We start from the raw sequence: 15,535 nt of genomic DNA, 5'->3' as shown, positions 1-15,535 counted from the left end.
CATTGTGTGTGCCCGTCGTTGGGCGCGCAGTGGTCCTCAGACCCCGATTTTTCGGGGGGGAGGGCGGTAAGTGATTGTTATGTCGGCAAAAAATTTTAATTTTTTTGAAAAATAAGTTTGACAGGCTTTCGATACGCCCTTAAGATTCGCCCCGTCCTCAGCGATGACATCAACGATGAGGGGCTATAGCTCAGCTGGGAGAGCGCTTGCATGGCATGCAAGAGGTCGACGGTTCGATCCCGTCTAGCTCCACCAATTTACACTTCAAGGTCTGGCCACACCGGCCTTGAAGCGATCAACACTCAGCGTTGATCAGTTGTATAGAAGGGTTTGCGTCCCCTTCGTCTAGTGGCCTAGGACACCGCCCTTTCACGGCGGTAACAGGGGTTCGAGTCCCCTAGGGGACGCCAGTTTTACAGAAGCGATGTTGCAAGATGTCGCTCCGCCGCGAGGCGAAAAATCCGGGGCTATAGCTCAGCTGGGAGAGCGCCTGCATGGCATGCAGGAGGTCAGCGGTTCGATCCCGCTTAGCTCCACCAATTTTACAGTTCAAGGTCTGGCCACACCGGCCTTGAATCGATCAGCACTCAGCACTGATCAGTTGTATAGAAGGGTTTGTGTCCCCTTCGTCTAGTGGCCTAGGACACCGCCCTTTCACGGCGGTAACAGGGGTTCGAGTCCCCTAGGGGACGCCACGATTACCCGCTCTGCGGGATTTATAAGGGTCATTCAATTATTGAATGGCCCTTTTGTTTGTCTGGTGTTTGGCCAAATTCCTCCATTTCCAAAATTTCCAAAAAAAACTGTTCTTCAGACCAGCGGTCACGCCCATGACTTGCTAAAATTTATTATGAGAATAATATTTCAATCGTAATATTCGGAGGCAACGATGAACGATAAAAAAGCCCAGACCCGCGAACGCATCCTCAAGGCTGCCAGCGCAGCGCTGATTCAGCGCGGCCCGGCCGAGCCAAGCGTGGGCGAAGTGATGGGCGCGGCGGGCCTGACGGTCGGCGGCTTCTACGCCCACTTCGAAAGCAAGGACGCGATGATGCTGGAGGCGTTCAGGCAATTGCTCGGTCACCGCCGTGACTTGATTGCCGACATGGACGCGGAGTTGACCGGCGAAGAGCGCCGCGCGCTGGTGGCGGCGTTCTATCTGTCGCGCAAGCACCGTGATTCCTCCGAATCGGCCTGTCCGATCCCGGCATCGGTCGGCGAACTGGGGCGGCTGCCGGAAGCGTTTCGTGTCGCGCTCAATGAGCATGTGGAATTGATGGTCGCGCAGTTGGCGGCCAGCCCTGAAGAAACCGAAAAAGCCCTGGCCGACATGGCCTTGATGGTGGGTGGGCTGGCTCTGGCGCGGGCGCTGGGGCCAGGAGAGTTGTCCGATCGATTACTGCGCGCGGCCAAATCGGCAGTGCGTTGACCTGAAGGCTGCGGCCTGAGGAGAATGCGATGAGCACGTTAAAGTGGGTTCGTGGCGTTAATGGCACCTTGGGCTGGTTTGCCCCGAAACTGGTCGCAAGCAAAATGCGACAGGCGTTCATGACGCCACGGGATCTGCCGCTGCGTGACTGGGAGCTGCCACTGTTGGCCAAGTCCGAGCGGGTCACCCTGCGTTTCGGTCTCTCGGCCTTGCGATGGGGTCAGGGCCCGGCAGTATTGCTGATGCATGGCTGGGAAGGGCGGCCGACGCAGTTTGCCAGCCTCATCACCGCGCTGGTCGATGCCGGTTACTCGGTCGTGGCCCTGGATGGCCCGGCCCACGGTCGCTCACCGGGCAGTGAAGCGAATGTGGTGCTGTTCGCCCGCGCCATGCTGGAAGCGGCCGCCGAACTGCCACCCCTGCAAGCGGTCATCGGCCACTCCATGGGCGGCGCCAGTGCGATGCTCGCGGTCCAGTTGGGCCTGCGCACCGAAACCCTGGTCAGCATTGCGGCCCCGGCGCGGATTCTTGGTGTGTTGCGTGGTTTTGCCCGCTATGTCGGGCTGCCACCGAAGGCCCGCTCGGCGTTCATTCGCCAGGTCGAGCAAGACGTCGGCATGCGAGCCGCGACGCTGGATGTCGCGCACTATCAACTCGACATGCCCGGCCTGATTGTCCACGCCGAAGACGACAACTTTGTCTCTGTGAAGGAATCCCAGCTGATCCATGAAGCCTGGTTCGACAGCCGCTTGTTGCGTTTGAAAGACGGTGGTCATCAGCGAGTGTTGGCCGACCCTCGGGTGATTGATGGCGTGTTATCACTGCTGGCCGGGCGCAGTCTGCAATCACGCCAATCCGCCTGAGCTTCCGTTACACTGCCCCGGTCGAAATTATCTGACCAGGGAGTCGGGCATGGGCTGGGATCGGGAAACGCCGTTCATCATTGATCTGCAAGTGAGCGCCGAGGACATTGACGGGTTGGGGCACGCGAACAACGCGGTCTACGTGACCTGGCTCGAACGCTGTGCCTGGCGCCACTCCCAGCGTCTTGGCCTGGACCTGGTCGAGTATCGGCGGCTGGACCGGGCGATGGCGGTGGTGCGGCACGAGATCGATTACCTGGCGGCAGCCTATGAGGACGATGAGTTGCAATTGGCGACCTGGATCGTCGATTGGGATCAGCGCCTTAAAATGACCCGGCACTTCCAGTTGGTCCGTCCCAGCGACAACACCACGCTATTGCGCGCGCAGACCACCTTCGTCTGCATCGAACTGTCCACGGGCAAGCCCAAGCGCATGCCGGCGGAGTTCATCGAGGGTTATGGCCCGGCGTTGCAAACCCCGGCCTGACACTGGTTCCTGTGGCAAGGGGGCTTGCCCCCGTTCGGCTGCGAAGCAGTCGCAAAACCTGTCGATGCAATTTATCTGACGAAATGCCGGGGCCGCTTCGCGACCCAACGGGGGCAAGCCCCCTCGCCACAAGGGTATGCGCAAGTCTTTCGCTCGATTATCCAGTAAACTGCCGCACGTTTTTCCTCGAGTGTGTTTTTCATGCAAATTGCTTTGGCGCCCATGGAGGGGTTGGTCGACGACATCCTGCGCGATGTGCTGACCCGTGTGGGTGGTATTGACTGGTGCGTGACCGAGTTCATTCGGGTCAACGACCAGTTGCTCACGCCTGCCTATTTCCACAAGTTCGGTCCGGAGTTGCTCAACGGTGCCCGGACGGCCTCCGGTGTGCCGCTGCGTGTGCAACTGCTCGGTTCCGATCCTGTGTGCCTGGCGGAAAATGCCGCGCTGGCTTGTGAGCTGGGTTCCGAAGTGATCGACCTGAACTTCGGCTGTCCGGCCAAGACCGTCAACAAATCCCGTGGTGGTGCGGTATTGCTCAAGGAACCCGAGCTGCTCAACCAGATCGTCGAGCACGTCCGTCGTGCCGTCCCCGCGCACATTCCAGTCACCGCCAAGATGCGCCTGGGCTTCGACAGCCCGGACGGCTCGCTGGTGTGTGCCACGGCCCTGGCCGAAGGCGGTGCCGAACATATCGTGGTGCATGCGCGGACCAAGGTCGACGGCTACAAGCCGCCGGCACACTGGGAGTGGATTCCGCGGGTGCAGGACGTGGTCAAGGTGCCGGTGTTCGCCAATGGCGATATCTGGAGCGTCGAAGACTGGCGTCGTTGCCGCGAGATCAGCGGCGTGGAAGACATCATGCTCGGTCGCGGCCTGGTTTCGCGCCCGGATCTCGCCCGGCAGATCGCCGCGGCGCGGGCCGGTGAAGAGGTGGTCGAGATGACCTGGAGCGAGTTGTTGCCGCTGATTCAGGACTTCTGGCTGCAAGCCAAGGCACAAATGACGCCACGCCAGTCGCCGGGTCGTCTGAAGCAATGGCTGGCGATGCTGACCCGCAATTATCCCGAGGCGGTAGAGCTCTTTACCGTGCTGCGTCGTGAGACCGAGCCGGATAACGTCTCGCGTTTGCTGGGGCTGCCGGTGGCGGAAGCGGCCTGAAATTTTTTGTAAAAAAAGCAGAAAACAATCTCTTGAAATGCAATCAGCGGTCCCTATTTAAGGATTACGCGATGCCGAATTCGGGTCGCGGAGACAAAAAACCTTGCTGATTGTTTTCAGGAGATTTGCATCATGGCTACTACATTATCCTTGGCCCCACTGTTCCGTTCCTCGGTAGGTTTCGACCGTTTCAACGACCTGTTCGAGACCGCCCTGCGCAACGAGCCAGGCAGCAGCTATCCACCCTATAACGTGGAGAAACACGGCGACGATCAATACCGCATCGTAATTGCCGCGGCCGGTTTCCAGGAAGAAGATCTGGAGCTCGAAGTCGAGAAAGGTGTGCTGACCATCAGTGGCGGTAAACGCGACGCGAACGAAGACGTCACTTATCTGTATCAGGGCATTGCCCAGCGTGCGTTCAAGCTGTCCTTCCGTCTGGCGGACCACATCGAGATCAAGGCTGCCGGCCTGAGCAACGGTCTGTTGAGCATCGACCTGCTACGGGTGATTCCGGAAGAGGCGAAAGCCAAGCGCATCCCGATCAACGGGACGCAAAAGCCGGCTCTGCAACACTGAGTCGGAGCAAGAAGAAGGGCGCCACTGGCGCCCTTTTTTGTGCCCGTCACTTCAGCAGTTTTTGAAACTCCTCCACCGGCAACGGCAGGCTGTGCAAATACCCTTGGTAGAAGTGACACTCCAGCCCCTGCAGGAACTCAAGCTGCTCTGCCGTTTCCACCCCTTCGGCAATCACTTTCAAATCCAGGCTGTGGGCCATGGCGACGATGGCGCGGATGATCTCGGCGTCGTTCGGGTCGCTGGTGGCGTCGCGGATGAATGACTTGTCGATTTTCAGGGTGTCGACCGGCAAGCGCTTGAGGTAGGTCAGCGAGGAGTAGCCAGTGCCGAAGTCGTCCATGGCGAAGCTGACACCGAGTTTTTTCAGGCGGCGCATTTTGCTGATGGTGTCCTCCAGGTTCTGGATCACGATGCCTTCGGTGATTTCCAGTTTCAACAGGGAGCAGGGCAGGCCATAGGTGTTCAGGCTGTTTTCGACACGTTCGACGAAATCGTTCTGGCGGAACTGGCGCGGGCTGATGTTCACGCACAGGCTGAATTTATACGGATTCACCAGACCGTCGTCGATCAACCGTTTGAAGGCCTGGCAGGCTTCGTCGAGGATCCAGGTGCCGACCTCCAGAATCAGTCCGCTGTCTTCCAGCACCTTGATGAACTCGGCGGGTGACTGCGGGCCGAGTTCCGGATGATTCCAGCGCACCAGGGCCTCGGCACCGACGATGCGGTCGCCCCGGGCGTCGACCTGGGGTTGGTAATGCACGCGAAACTCGCCCCGGGAAAGGGCCAGGCGCAGGTCGGTTTCCATGCGCAGGCGTTCGCTCGCGGCCTTCTGCATGGTGTTGTGGTACATCTGCGTGGTATTGCGACCCGAGTCCTTGGCGCGATAAAGCGCGATGTCGGCGCGCTTGAGCAGGTCGGTCGGGGTCGAGCCGTGATCGGGGATCAGCGCAATGCCGATGCTGGGTGTCACTTGCAGGCGCTGGCCGTCGAGGAACATCGGTTCGGACAGCAGCTCGCGGATGGTGTCGGCCACTTCGCGAACCTGTTCACTGACCTCGCTGCGCGAGCCTTCGAGGCCGCTGAGCAGTACCACGAATTCGTCACCGCCCAGGCGCGCAACGGTGTCCTCCATGCGCACGCTGGCCTCCAGGCGCGCGGTGATGATTTTCAGCACGGTATCGCCCACCGGGTGCCCGAGGGAGTCGTTGATGTGCTTGAAATGGTCGAGGTCGAGGAACATCAGCGCGCCCCGCAGGTTATGCCGTTTGAGCAGGGCGATCTGCTGGCTCAGGCGGTCCATCAGCAAGGCACGGTTGGGCAGGTTGGTCAGTGGGTCGTGATAGGCCAGGTGGCGGATCTGCGCTTCGGCATTTTTCAGCAGGCTGACGTCGCGCGCGGTCAGCAGCAGGCAGGCGGTTTCATTGAGGGTGATCGGTTCCACCGAGACTTCGACGGTGAGCAGTTCGCCGCGCTTGTTGCGCCCGAGCATTTCCTGGTGATGAACCCGTCCCTTGATCTGCAATTCGGCCAGCAGCGCCGAGCGTTGTTTTTCTTCGGCCCAAATCCCGACCTGGTACACCGTGCGGCCCACCACCTCCTCGGCGCGGTAGCCGGTCAGGCGGCAGAAGCCGTCGTTGACCTCCAGATAGCGTCCGGTGTCGCGCTCGGTGATGGTGATGGCGTCGGGGCTGGAGTGGAAGGCCTTGGCGAATTTCTCTTCACTGGCCTTGAGCGCCGCTTCCGAGCGCTGTTGCTGGGTGATGTCGCGCAGGGTGGTGACGATGCAGGGCTGGTCGCCGACGCTGATCTGGCGGCTGGAAATCACGCAAGTCAGGGTCTGTCCTTCCTTGTGCTGGACCAGAATGGCCACGTTGTTCAGGCCTTGTTCGCGGATCACTTGTTCGATTCGTCGCAGGCTTTTCGCCGAAGCGTCCCACAGGCCGATTTCGTCGGCGCTGCGGCCGATCACATCGGCGGTGCTCCAGCCGAAGGTCTGGGTGAAGCTGGAGTTGATTTCAATGAACTGGCCGGAGTCCTGGCGGGTGACGCAGATCGGATCGGGGCTGACCTGGAACAGCGTGGCGAATTTCTCTTCGGAGGCCACCAGCCGTTGTTCGCGCTCCACCTGATCAGTGATGTCGAGCAAGGTGCCGGCCATGCGCACCGGCACGCCGTTGTCATCGCGGTAGAGACGGGCACGGCTTTCCAGATAGCGCGAGGTGCCGTCGGGCAATTGCACGCGGTAGGTCAATTGATAGTTGCCGGCCGGGCCTTCACGCAGACTGCGGTAGGCGTCGCGCATGGTGTCGCGTTCTTCGCCGGGCACGCCTTCGAAGAACTCGTCGAAGGACTCGTGGAAGGGCTTGGCGTCCAGACCGTGCAGTTGGGCGGCCCGTGCCGATCCGTAGAGCATGCCGCTGGGGATGTGCCAGTCCCAGGTGCCGAGTTGCGCCGAGTCCAGTGCCAGGTCGAGGCGTTCCTGGCTGTCCTTGAGGGCCTGTTCGGCGACTTTGCGCTCGGTGGTGTCAAGGAACGTGCTCAGTAGATAGGGCTGGCCTTCGAGCTCGACCTTTTGCGCACTGAGGATGCCGTCGTGGACCTGGCCATTGCTGGCGCGAAACTGCACTTCCATGCTGACCAAGTCGCCTTTGGCTTTGGTGGCCTTGACCAGTTCGGCCCGTTGTTCGGGATGCACCCACAGGCCCAGTTCCAAGGTGGTGCGGCCGATCGCGTTTTGCACCGGCCAGCCGAACAGGCTTTCGAAATACTGGTTGGCTTCGGTGATCAGGCCGTCTTCCTGGCGGGTCAGCAGGACCATGTTGGGGCACAGGTGGAACAGGGTGGCGAAGCGTTTTTCCGAGCTGCTCAACGCCTGTTCGCGCTGGCGCTGGTGGGTAATCTCGCGGATTACACCGATCATCCGTGGCCGGCCGTGCTTGTCCGGTAACAGGCTGCCGCTGATTTCCAGCCAGTGCAGGCTGCCATCGGGCCAGCGGATGCGGTGATGCATCGCTTGCTCCAGCGGTGCGCCAGCGATGACTGCGTGGAACGCGCGAACGGTTTTCGCGCGATCCTCCGGAGGCAGCAAGTCGAGGTATTCCAGATCCGATGGCAACGGTTTGCGGGGATCGAAGCCGAACAGCGCCTGCGTGCCCCGGGACCAACTGATCTTTCCGCGCTCGATGTCCCAATACCACGCACCCAAGCGCGCGCCGTTGAGCGCGGCCAACAATTGCGGGGCACTTTCCCAGCTCTGTTCGGAGCTTTTCGGGTCAAGTGCCTGTATACGCGGCATTGGCGGAATACGGTCAACAGATTTGGGCATTGGCAAGCCTTGGGCTGAATGGGCGTTTGGGGCAGGAATTCGCGGCTCTACAGGATTAGCACAGCTTAGCCTTGAGTCCCTGGCTGATCGAGTTGAGCGTCCAGCAAGGCCATGAAGGCCCGCGCAGCATTCGACAGCGTCCTTTCTGTGTGCAAGATATAGCCTAGCTGGCGAGTGAGCTGTATGCCCGGCAAAGGTATGCGCGCCACCTGGTCATCGAGCATGGTGCGCGGCAAAACGCTCCAGGCCAGGCCGATCGAGACCATCATCTTGATGGTTTCCAGGTAGTTGGTGCTCATGGCGATGTTTGGCGTCAGGCCCTGGGCTTCAAACAGCCGCTGCACAATGTGGTGGGTAAAGGTATTGCCACCGGGGAAGACCGCCGGGTGTCGGGCGATGTCCGCCAGGCTGACCTTGCCGTTATTGAGCAACGAATGCTCCGGCGCAACCACGAAGTCCAGCGGGTCGTCCCATACCGGGGTGGCCTTGACCAGCGCATGGGGTTCTGGCGCCAGGGTAATGACCGCCAGTTCGGCGCGGCCATGGAGAATTTCCTCGTAGGCCACTTCCGAATCGAGGAACTGAATATCCAGCGCCACTTGTGGGTAGAGTCGGGTGAACTCCCTCAGCAAGGGTGGCAAACGGTGCAAGCCGATGTGGTGACTGGTGGCCAGGGTCAGACGGCCGGTCACTTCGCCGGTGAGGTTGGTCAGGGCACGGCGCGTATCATCGAGGACATTGAGAATCTGATAAGCCCGCGGCAGCAGGGCGCGCCCGGCCTCGGTCAGACCCACTTCACGACCCAGACGGTCGAACAACCGCACCTTCAATTGCTGCTCCAGCCCGGCGATGCGCTTGCTGATGGCCGGCTGGGTCAGGTGCAGCCGTTCCCCGGCGCCGGAGAAGCTTCCGGTCTCGGCGATGGCAATAAAGGCATTGAGGTTGGCCAGGTCCATAGTTGCATTCCAGTTGGTTATCCAAAGCATAAAAAATATGAATTTGAGTTATTTAATGTAACCCCATAGGATCAGCCTCACAAGCCAAGGGGTTATTGAGTCGCTCAAGACCCAGGGCATAGAAACAAGCTGATGAGGAAACCGTCTGATGGCCGGCAAAACGCTCTACGACAAGCTCTGGGATTCGCATTTGGTCAAGCAGCGCGACGATGGCTCTGCGCTGATCTACATCGATCGTCACATCATCCACGAAGTGACCTCGCCGCAAGCCTTCGAAGGCCTGCGTCTGGCCGGCCGCAAGCCATGGCGCATCGATGCCAACATCGCGACCCCGGACCACAACGTACCGACCACGCCGGAGCGCAAGGGTGGCATCGACGCCATCGTTGACCAGGTTTCGCGCCTGCAAGTCCAGACCCTCGATGACAACTGCGATGAATACGGCATCGTCGAGTTCAAGATGAACGACGTTCGCCAGGGCATCGTCCATGTCATCGGCCCGGAGCAAGGCGCAACCTTGCCCGGCATGACCGTGGTCTGCGGCGACTCCCATACCTCGACCCATGGCGCATTCGGCGCATTGGCTCACGGTATCGGCACTTCCGAGGTCGAGCATGTGCTCGCCACCCAGTGCCTGGTCGCCAAGAAAATGAAAAACATGCTGGTGCGCGTCGAAGGCCAATTGCCGTTCGGCGTGACCGCCAAGGACATCGTGCTCGCGGTGATCGGCAAGATTGGCACCGCCGGCGGTAACGGCCACGCCATCGAGTTCGCCGGCAGCGCGATTCGCGACCTGTCCGTCGAAGGCCGCATGACCATCTGCAACATGTCCATCGAGGCCGGCGCTCGCGTAGGCCTGGTGGCTGCGGACGAAAAAACCGTGGCTTACGTCAAGGGCCGTCCATTTGCCCCGAAAGGCGCGGAATGGGACTTGGCCGTTGAAGCCTGGAAAGACCTGGTGTCTGACGCCGATGCCACGTTTGATACGGTTGTCGAGCTCGATGCGACCCAGATCAAGCCGCAAGTCAGCTGGGGTACTTCGCCTGAGATGGTGCTGGCGGTAGACCAGAACGTGCCGGATCCTGCGAAGGAAATGGACCTGGTCAAGCGCGACTCCATCGTCCGTGCCTTGAAGTACATGGGTTTGACCGCCAATCAGGCGATCACCGACATTCAGCTCGACCGCGTGTTCATCGGTTCCTGCACCAACTCGCGGATCGAAGACCTGCGTGCGGCGGCCGTGATCGCCAAGGGCCGTAAAGTGGCCTCGACCATCAAGCAGGCCATCGTGGTGCCGGGCTCGGGCCTGGTTAAAGCCCAGGCTGAATCGGAAGGCCTGGACAAGATTTTCCTCGAAGCCGGTTTCGAATGGCGTGAGCCGGGTTGCTCGATGTGCCTGGCGATGAACCCGGACCGCCTGGAGTCCGGTGAGCATTGCGCCTCGACCTCCAACCGTAACTTCGAAGGCCGTCAGGGTGCCGGTGGTCGTACTCACCTCGTCAGCCCGGCCATGGCCGCGGCCGCTGCTATAAACGGTCGTTTCGTCGACGTCCGTGAATTGATCTGAAGGAGCGCAGCATGAAAGCTTTTACCCAGCACACTGGTCTTGTCGCGCCTTTGGATCGTGCCAACGTCGACACCGACCAGATCATCCCGAAGCAGTTCTTGAAGTCGATCAAGCGCACGGGCTTTGGCCCGAACCTGTTCGATGAATGGCGCTACCTGGATGTGGGCCAGCCTTACCAGGACAACTCCAAGCGTCCGCTGAACAAGGACTTCGTCCTCAACGCCGAACGTTACCAGGGCGCCAGCGTGTTGCTGGCCCGCGAGAACTTCGGTTGCGGCTCCAGCCGTGAACACGCGCCGTGGGCGCTGGAAGAGTACGGTTTCCGCAGCATCATCGCGCCGAGCTATGCCGACATCTTCTTCAACAACAGCTTCAAGAACGGCTTGCTGCCGATCATCCTGAGCGACGCCGAAGTCGACGAACTGTTCCAGCAGGTCGAGGCCAATCCGGGTTATCAGTTGCAGGTTGACCTGCAGGCCCAGACCGTGACCCGTCCGGATGGCAAGGTGTTGAGCTTTGAGATTGATGCCTTTCGCAAGCATTGCCTGTTGAACGGCCTGGACGATATCGGCCTGACCTTGCAGGACGGCGATGCGATTGCGGCATTTGAGGCCAAGCATCGTGCGAGCCAGCCTTGGTTGTTTCGCGACGCTTGAATTTGCTTAAGGCGTAATGACGCCATCGCGAGCAAGCTCGCTCCCACATTGGATTTGCGGCGTAAACAAAACCTGTGGGAGCGAGCTTGCTCGCGATGAGGCCAGAACAGACACCCCCAAGACTCACCCCAAAAAGGAAGTCCCCATGACCAGCACCGCCCGACACAGCCAGGTAGTCCAGAAGCAATTCGGTGAACAGGCCTCGGCCTACCTGAGCAGCGCCGTACACGCTCAAGGCACCGAATTCGCGCTGCTACAGGCCGAACTGGCGGGGCAGGGCGAGGCCAGGGTCCTGGATCTGGGGTGCGGCGCAGGTCACGTGAGTTTTCACGTAGCCTCATTGGTGAAAGAGGTGGTGGCCTACGACCTGTCGCAGCAAATGCTCGACGTGGTCGCTGCCGCTGCTGTCGACCGTGGCTTGAGCAACGTAACCACGGTCAACGGTGCCGCCGAGCGCCTGCCGTTCGCCGATGGCGAATTCGATTTCGTCTTCAGCCGCTATTCGGCGCACCATTGGAGCGACCTGGGCGTGGCCCTGCGGGAGGTGCGTCGAGTCCTGAAGCCGGGCGGTGTGGCGGCGTTCGTCGACGTGTTGTCACCGGGTAGCCCGCTGTTCGACACTTACCTGCAAAGCGTCGAAGTGCTGCGCGACACCAGCCATGTGCGCGATTATTCCGCTGGCGAGTGGTTGCGCCAGGTCAGCGAGGCGGGGCTGCACACCCGCAGTACCACCCGTCAGCGCTTGCGCCTGGAATACAACAGCTGGGTCGAGCGCATGCGCACACCGCAAGTGATGCGCGCGGCGATCCGCGAGTTGCAGCAGTCGATGGGCAATGAAGTGCGCGAATATTTTGAGATTGAGGCCGATGGTTCGTTCAGTACGGATGTGCTGGTACTGATGGCCGAGCGATAGAATTTTTCCGGGTGCGCCCAAGGCGCACCGACTGATGACATGAGGAAAGCATGAGCAAGCAGATTCTGATTCTCCCAGGTGACGGTATTGGCCCGGAAATCATGGCCGAAGCGGTCAAGGTGCTGGAATTGGCCAGCGACAAGTTCGCCCTGGGTTTCGAACTGAGCCACGACGTGATCGGTGGCGCTGCCATCGACAAGCACGGCGTGCCGTTGGCCGACGAGACTCTGGAGCGTGCCCGCGCGGCCGACGCCGTGTTGCTGGGCGCCGTTGGCGGCCCGAAATGGGATGCCATCGAACGTGACATCCGCCCTGAACGCGGTCTGCTGAAAATCCGTGCGCAACTGGGCCTGTTCGGCAACCTGCGTCCGGCGATCCTGTACCCGCAACTGGCCGAGGCTTCCAGCCTGAAGCCGGAAATCGTGGCCGGCCTGGACATCCTGATCGTTCGCGAGCTGACCGGCGGCATCTACTTCGGCGCGCCTCGTGGTACCCGTACCCTGGAAAACGGCGAGCGTCAGTCCTATGACACCCTGCCGTACAGCGAAAGCGAAATCCGCCGCATCGCCCGTGTCGGTTTCGACATGGCCATGGTTCGTGGCAAGAAGCTGTGCTCGGTGGACAAGGCCAACGTACTGGCCTCCAGCCAACTGTGGCGTGAAGTGGTCGAACAAGTGGCCAAGGATTATCCTGAAGTCGAACTGAGCCACATGTACGTCGACAACGCCGCGATGCAGCTGGTGCGCGCACCGAAGCAGTTCGACGTGATCGTTACCGACAACATGTTCGGCGACATCCTGTCCGACCAGGCCTCGATGCTCACCGGTTCCATCGGCATGCTGCCGTCGGCGTCCCTGGACACCAACAACAAGGGCATGTACGAGCCGTGCCACGGTTCGGCCCCGGACATCGCGGGCAAGGGCATCGCCAACCCGCTGGCGACCATTTTGTCGGTGTCGATGATGTTGCGTTACAGCTTCAACCAGCAGGCCGCGGCCGATGCCATCGAGAAAGCCGTCAGCCTGGTGCTGGATCAGGGCTTGCGCACCGGTGACATCTGGTCGGCCGGTTGCACTAAAGTCGGTACGCAGGAAATGGGTGACGCAGTAGTCGCCGCGCTGCGGAATCTGTAATCTCTCGGGCCCGCTGCCAAATTCAAGACAAGGCAGCGGCCCACATTTCAAGAAGGTGTAGTTGCGATGAAACGTGTAGGTCTGATCGGTTGGCGCGGCATGGTCGGTTCCGTGCTCATGCAGCGGATGCTGGAAGAGCAGGATTTCGATCTTATCGAGCCGGTGTTTTTCACCACTTCCAATGTCGGTGGCCAAGGCCCGTCCGTGGGCAAGGACATTGCTCCGCTCAAGGACGCTTACAGCATTGAAGAGCTGAAAACCCTCGACGTGATTCTGACCTGCCAGGGTGGCGACTACACCAGCGAAGTCTTCCCCAAGCTGCGTGAAGCCGGCTGGCAGGGTTACTGGATCGACGCCGCTTCCAGCCTGCGTATGCAGGATGATGCGGTGATCGTTCTGGATCCGGTCAACCGCAAGGTCATCGACCAGCAACTGGACGCGGGCACCAAGAACTACATCGGCGGCAACTGCACCGTCAGCCTGATGCTGATGGGCCTCGGTGGCCTGTTCGAAGCTGGCCTGGTGGAGTGGATGAGCGCCATGACTTATCAGGCGGCCTCCGGTGCCGGCGCGCAGAACATGCGTGAACTGATCAAGCAAATGGGCGCGACCCATGCCGCTGTTGCCGATCAACTGGCCGATCCGGCCAGCGCGATCCTCGACATCGACCGCCGTGTGGCTGAAGCCATGCGCAGCGACGCTTACCCGACTGAAAACTTCGGCGTACCGTTGGCCGGCAGCCTGATCCCGTGGATCGACAAGGAACTGCCGAACGGTCAGAGCCGCGAAGAGTGGAAGGCCCAGGCCGAGACCAACAAGATCCTCGGTCGCTTCAAGAGCCCGATCCCGGTCGATGGCATCTGCGTGCGCATCGGCGCCATGCGCTGCCACAGCCAGGCGCTGACCATCAAGCTGAACAAAGACGTACCGATCGCTGATATCGAAGGGTTGATCAGCCAGCACAACCCTTGGGTCAAGCTGGTGCCGAACAACCGCGAAACCAGCATTCAGGAGCTGAGCCCGAACAAGGTCACCGGCACCCTGAACATCCCGGTTGGTCGTCTGCGCAAGCTGAACATGGGCTCGCAATTCGTCGGCGCGTTCACCGTCGGCGACCAGTTGCTGTGGGGCGCGGCCGAACCGCTGCGTCGCATGCTGCGGATCCTGCTCGAGCGTTGATCGGTTGATGCAATGAAAGAACCCGCGCCTTGAAAGAGGCGCGGGTTTTTTATTCCCGGCAACCTGATGTTTATGGGTTGCCTGATATTCCGTCATCGCGAGCAAGCTTGCTCCCACATTGGAATGCGTACCCTGTGGGAGTGAGCTTGCTCGCGATGAGGCCGGTACAGACACTACAAATCCCCGGCAGAAATTGCCTGTATCCCACCCACCCGGTAAAGTGCCGCTCCCCCCGTTTCGCCAGAGGTCAAACCATGAGCCAGTCCATTGATATTGCCGTGATCGGCGCCACCGGTACTGTCGGCGAAACACTTGTGCAGATTCTCGAAGAGCGCGATTTCCCGATCGGCAACCTGCACCTGTTGGCCAGCAGCGAGTCGGCCGGCAGTTCGGTACCGTTTCGTGGCAAGAACGTGCGGGTGCGGGAAGTCGATCAGTTCGACTTCAGCAAGGTGCAGTTGGCATTCTTTGCCGCCGGCCCGGCGGTTTCGTTGAGTTTCGCTTCCCGCGCGACCGATGCCGGTTGCTCGGTTATCGATCTCTCCGGTGCCCTGCCGGCCGAAAAGGCGCCACAGGTTGTGCCTGAAGCCAATGCCCAGGTGTTGGCCGGCTTGAAAAAACCCTTTCAGGTCAGCAGTCCAAGCCCGTCGGCCACCACGCTGGCGGTGGTGCTGGCGCCACTGATGGATTTGCTTGATTTGCAGCGCATCAGCCTGACCGCCAGCCTGGCGGTATCGGCCCAGGGCCGCGAAGCCGTGAGTGAGCTCGCCCGGCAAACCGCCGAACTGCTGAATGTGCGGCCGCTGGAGCCGAAATTCTTTGATCGGCAGATGGCCTTCAACCTGTTGGCCCAGGTCGGTAAACCGGATGAGCAAGGTCATACGCTGCTGGAAAAACGCCTGGTGCGTGAGCTGCGCCAGGTCATGGCGCGGCCTTCATTGAAGATTTCCGTCACTTGCATTCAAGCCCCGGTGTTTTTTGGCGATAGCTATAGCGTGACCCTGCAGTCCGCGAGTGAAATCGACCTGGGGAAAGTCAATGCGGCCCTGGAAGACGCTCCCGGCATCGAACTGGTGGAAGCCGGCGACTACCCGACCCCGGTGGGCGATGCGGTAGGCCAGGATGTGGTCTACGTTGGTCGGGTTCGCCATGGTATTGACGACACGTCGGAACTTAATCTGTGGCTGACGTCAGATAACGTACGCAAAGGCGCGGCGCTCAACGCTGTGCAGCTGGCCGAGTTGTTGATAAAAGACCTGCTGTAAAAGATACTTTGCAACAATTTGT

Annotated in this window: 13 protein-coding genes and 4 tRNA genes; 15 read left to right on the top strand and 2 right to left on the bottom strand. The window is 60.5% G+C overall.

The features are described from left to right. Nucleotides 1-179 precede the first annotated feature (179 nt). The 9 genes from J4D25_RS05450 to J4D25_RS05410 all read left to right on the top strand — a co-directional run bounded on the left by J4D25_RS05450 (nt 180) and on the right by J4D25_RS05410 (nt 4,519). Nucleotides 180-255 (top strand) — tRNA-Ala (locus J4D25_RS05450). A gap of 79 nt (nt 256-334) precedes the next feature. Further along, a tRNA-Glu gene (locus J4D25_RS05445) sits at nt 335-410 on the top strand. Between the two features lie 53 nt (nt 411-463). Continuing rightward, nucleotides 464-539 (top strand) — tRNA-Ala (locus tag J4D25_RS05440). Nucleotides 540-619: 80 nt separating this feature from the next. Further along, a tRNA-Glu gene (locus tag J4D25_RS05435) sits at nt 620-695 on the top strand. A gap of 194 nt (nt 696-889) precedes the next feature. Then, on the top strand, nt 890-1,429 hold the full coding sequence (locus tag J4D25_RS05430) for a TetR/AcrR family transcriptional regulator (protein ID WP_057715584.1): 540 nt from the start codon (nt 890-892) through the stop codon (nt 1,427-1,429). A gap of 29 nt (nt 1,430-1,458) precedes the next feature. Then, nucleotides 1,459-2,292 carry an alpha/beta fold hydrolase gene (locus tag J4D25_RS05425; protein ID WP_057715583.1) on the top strand — a complete coding sequence of 278 codons (834 nt, stop codon included), beginning with the start codon at nt 1,459-1,461 and terminating at the stop codon, nt 2,290-2,292. A 49-nt stretch (nt 2,293-2,341) separates the two neighbouring features. Then, on the top strand, nt 2,342-2,779 hold the full coding sequence (locus J4D25_RS05420) for a thioesterase family protein (protein WP_057715582.1): 438 nt from the start codon (nt 2,342-2,344) through the stop codon (nt 2,777-2,779). A 201-nt stretch (nt 2,780-2,980) separates the two neighbouring features. After that, the gene (locus J4D25_RS05415) at nt 2,981-3,940 is read left to right on the top strand and encodes a tRNA-dihydrouridine synthase (protein ID WP_057715581.1); all 960 of its coding nucleotides are present in this window, start codon (nt 2,981-2,983) and stop codon (nt 3,938-3,940) included. 132 nt (nt 3,941-4,072) lie between these two features. Continuing rightward, complete coding sequence (locus tag J4D25_RS05410; RefSeq protein WP_057715580.1) at nt 4,073-4,519, top strand: Hsp20 family protein; 447 nt, start codon at nt 4,073-4,075, stop codon at nt 4,517-4,519. A 46-nt stretch (nt 4,520-4,565) separates the two neighbouring features. Here J4D25_RS05410 and J4D25_RS05405 read toward each other — a convergent pair whose 3' ends face one another. Then, on the bottom strand, nt 4,566-7,844 hold the full coding sequence (locus J4D25_RS05405; RefSeq protein ID WP_057715579.1) for a PAS domain S-box protein: 3,279 nt from the start codon (nt 7,842-7,844) through the stop codon (nt 4,566-4,568). 65 nt (nt 7,845-7,909) lie between these two features. Next, entirely contained in the window at nt 7,910-8,800 is an 891-nt protein-coding gene (locus J4D25_RS05400) for a LysR family transcriptional regulator (RefSeq protein WP_057715578.1), read from the bottom strand. Nucleotides 8,801-8,948: 148 nt separating this feature from the next. Between J4D25_RS05400 and leuC the strand changes: the two genes are divergently transcribed. The 6 genes from leuC (at nt 8,949) to J4D25_RS05370 (ending at nt 15,513) form a co-directional block, all read left to right on the top strand. Continuing rightward, entirely contained in the window at nt 8,949-10,367 is a 1,419-nt protein-coding gene (gene leuC, locus J4D25_RS05395) for a 3-isopropylmalate dehydratase large subunit (RefSeq protein ID WP_057715577.1), read from the top strand. 11 nt (nt 10,368-10,378) lie between these two features. Beyond that, the gene (gene leuD, locus J4D25_RS05390; protein ID WP_015095895.1) at nt 10,379-11,023 is read left to right on the top strand and encodes a 3-isopropylmalate dehydratase small subunit; all 645 of its coding nucleotides are present in this window, start codon (nt 10,379-10,381) and stop codon (nt 11,021-11,023) included. Between the two features lie 145 nt (nt 11,024-11,168). Further along, a complete protein-coding gene (locus J4D25_RS05385) occupies nt 11,169-11,936 on the top strand; it encodes a class I SAM-dependent methyltransferase (RefSeq protein WP_057715576.1) in 768 nt (255 codons plus the stop codon). Between the two features lie 50 nt (nt 11,937-11,986). Continuing rightward, complete coding sequence (leuB, locus tag J4D25_RS05380) at nt 11,987-13,069, top strand: 3-isopropylmalate dehydrogenase (protein WP_007997553.1); 1,083 nt, start codon at nt 11,987-11,989, stop codon at nt 13,067-13,069. Between the two features lie 66 nt (nt 13,070-13,135). Next, a complete protein-coding gene (asd, locus tag J4D25_RS05375; protein WP_057715575.1) occupies nt 13,136-14,248 on the top strand; it encodes an aspartate-semialdehyde dehydrogenase in 1,113 nt (370 codons plus the stop codon). A gap of 254 nt (nt 14,249-14,502) precedes the next feature. Next, nucleotides 14,503-15,513, top strand: coding sequence for an aspartate-semialdehyde dehydrogenase (locus tag J4D25_RS05370; protein WP_057715574.1), 1,011 nt, complete (start codon nt 14,503-14,505; stop codon nt 15,511-15,513). The last annotated feature ends 22 nt before the right edge of the window (nt 15,514-15,535 follow it).

This window comes from Pseudomonas sp. GW456-L13 (assembly GCF_017350115.1).
In the GTDB taxonomy this organism is placed as follows: Bacteria; Pseudomonadota; Gammaproteobacteria; order Pseudomonadales; family Pseudomonadaceae; genus Aquipseudomonas; species Aquipseudomonas jessenii.
Note: the sequence above shows the minus strand (reverse complement) of the source record. Positions and strands in the feature narration are given on the sequence as shown.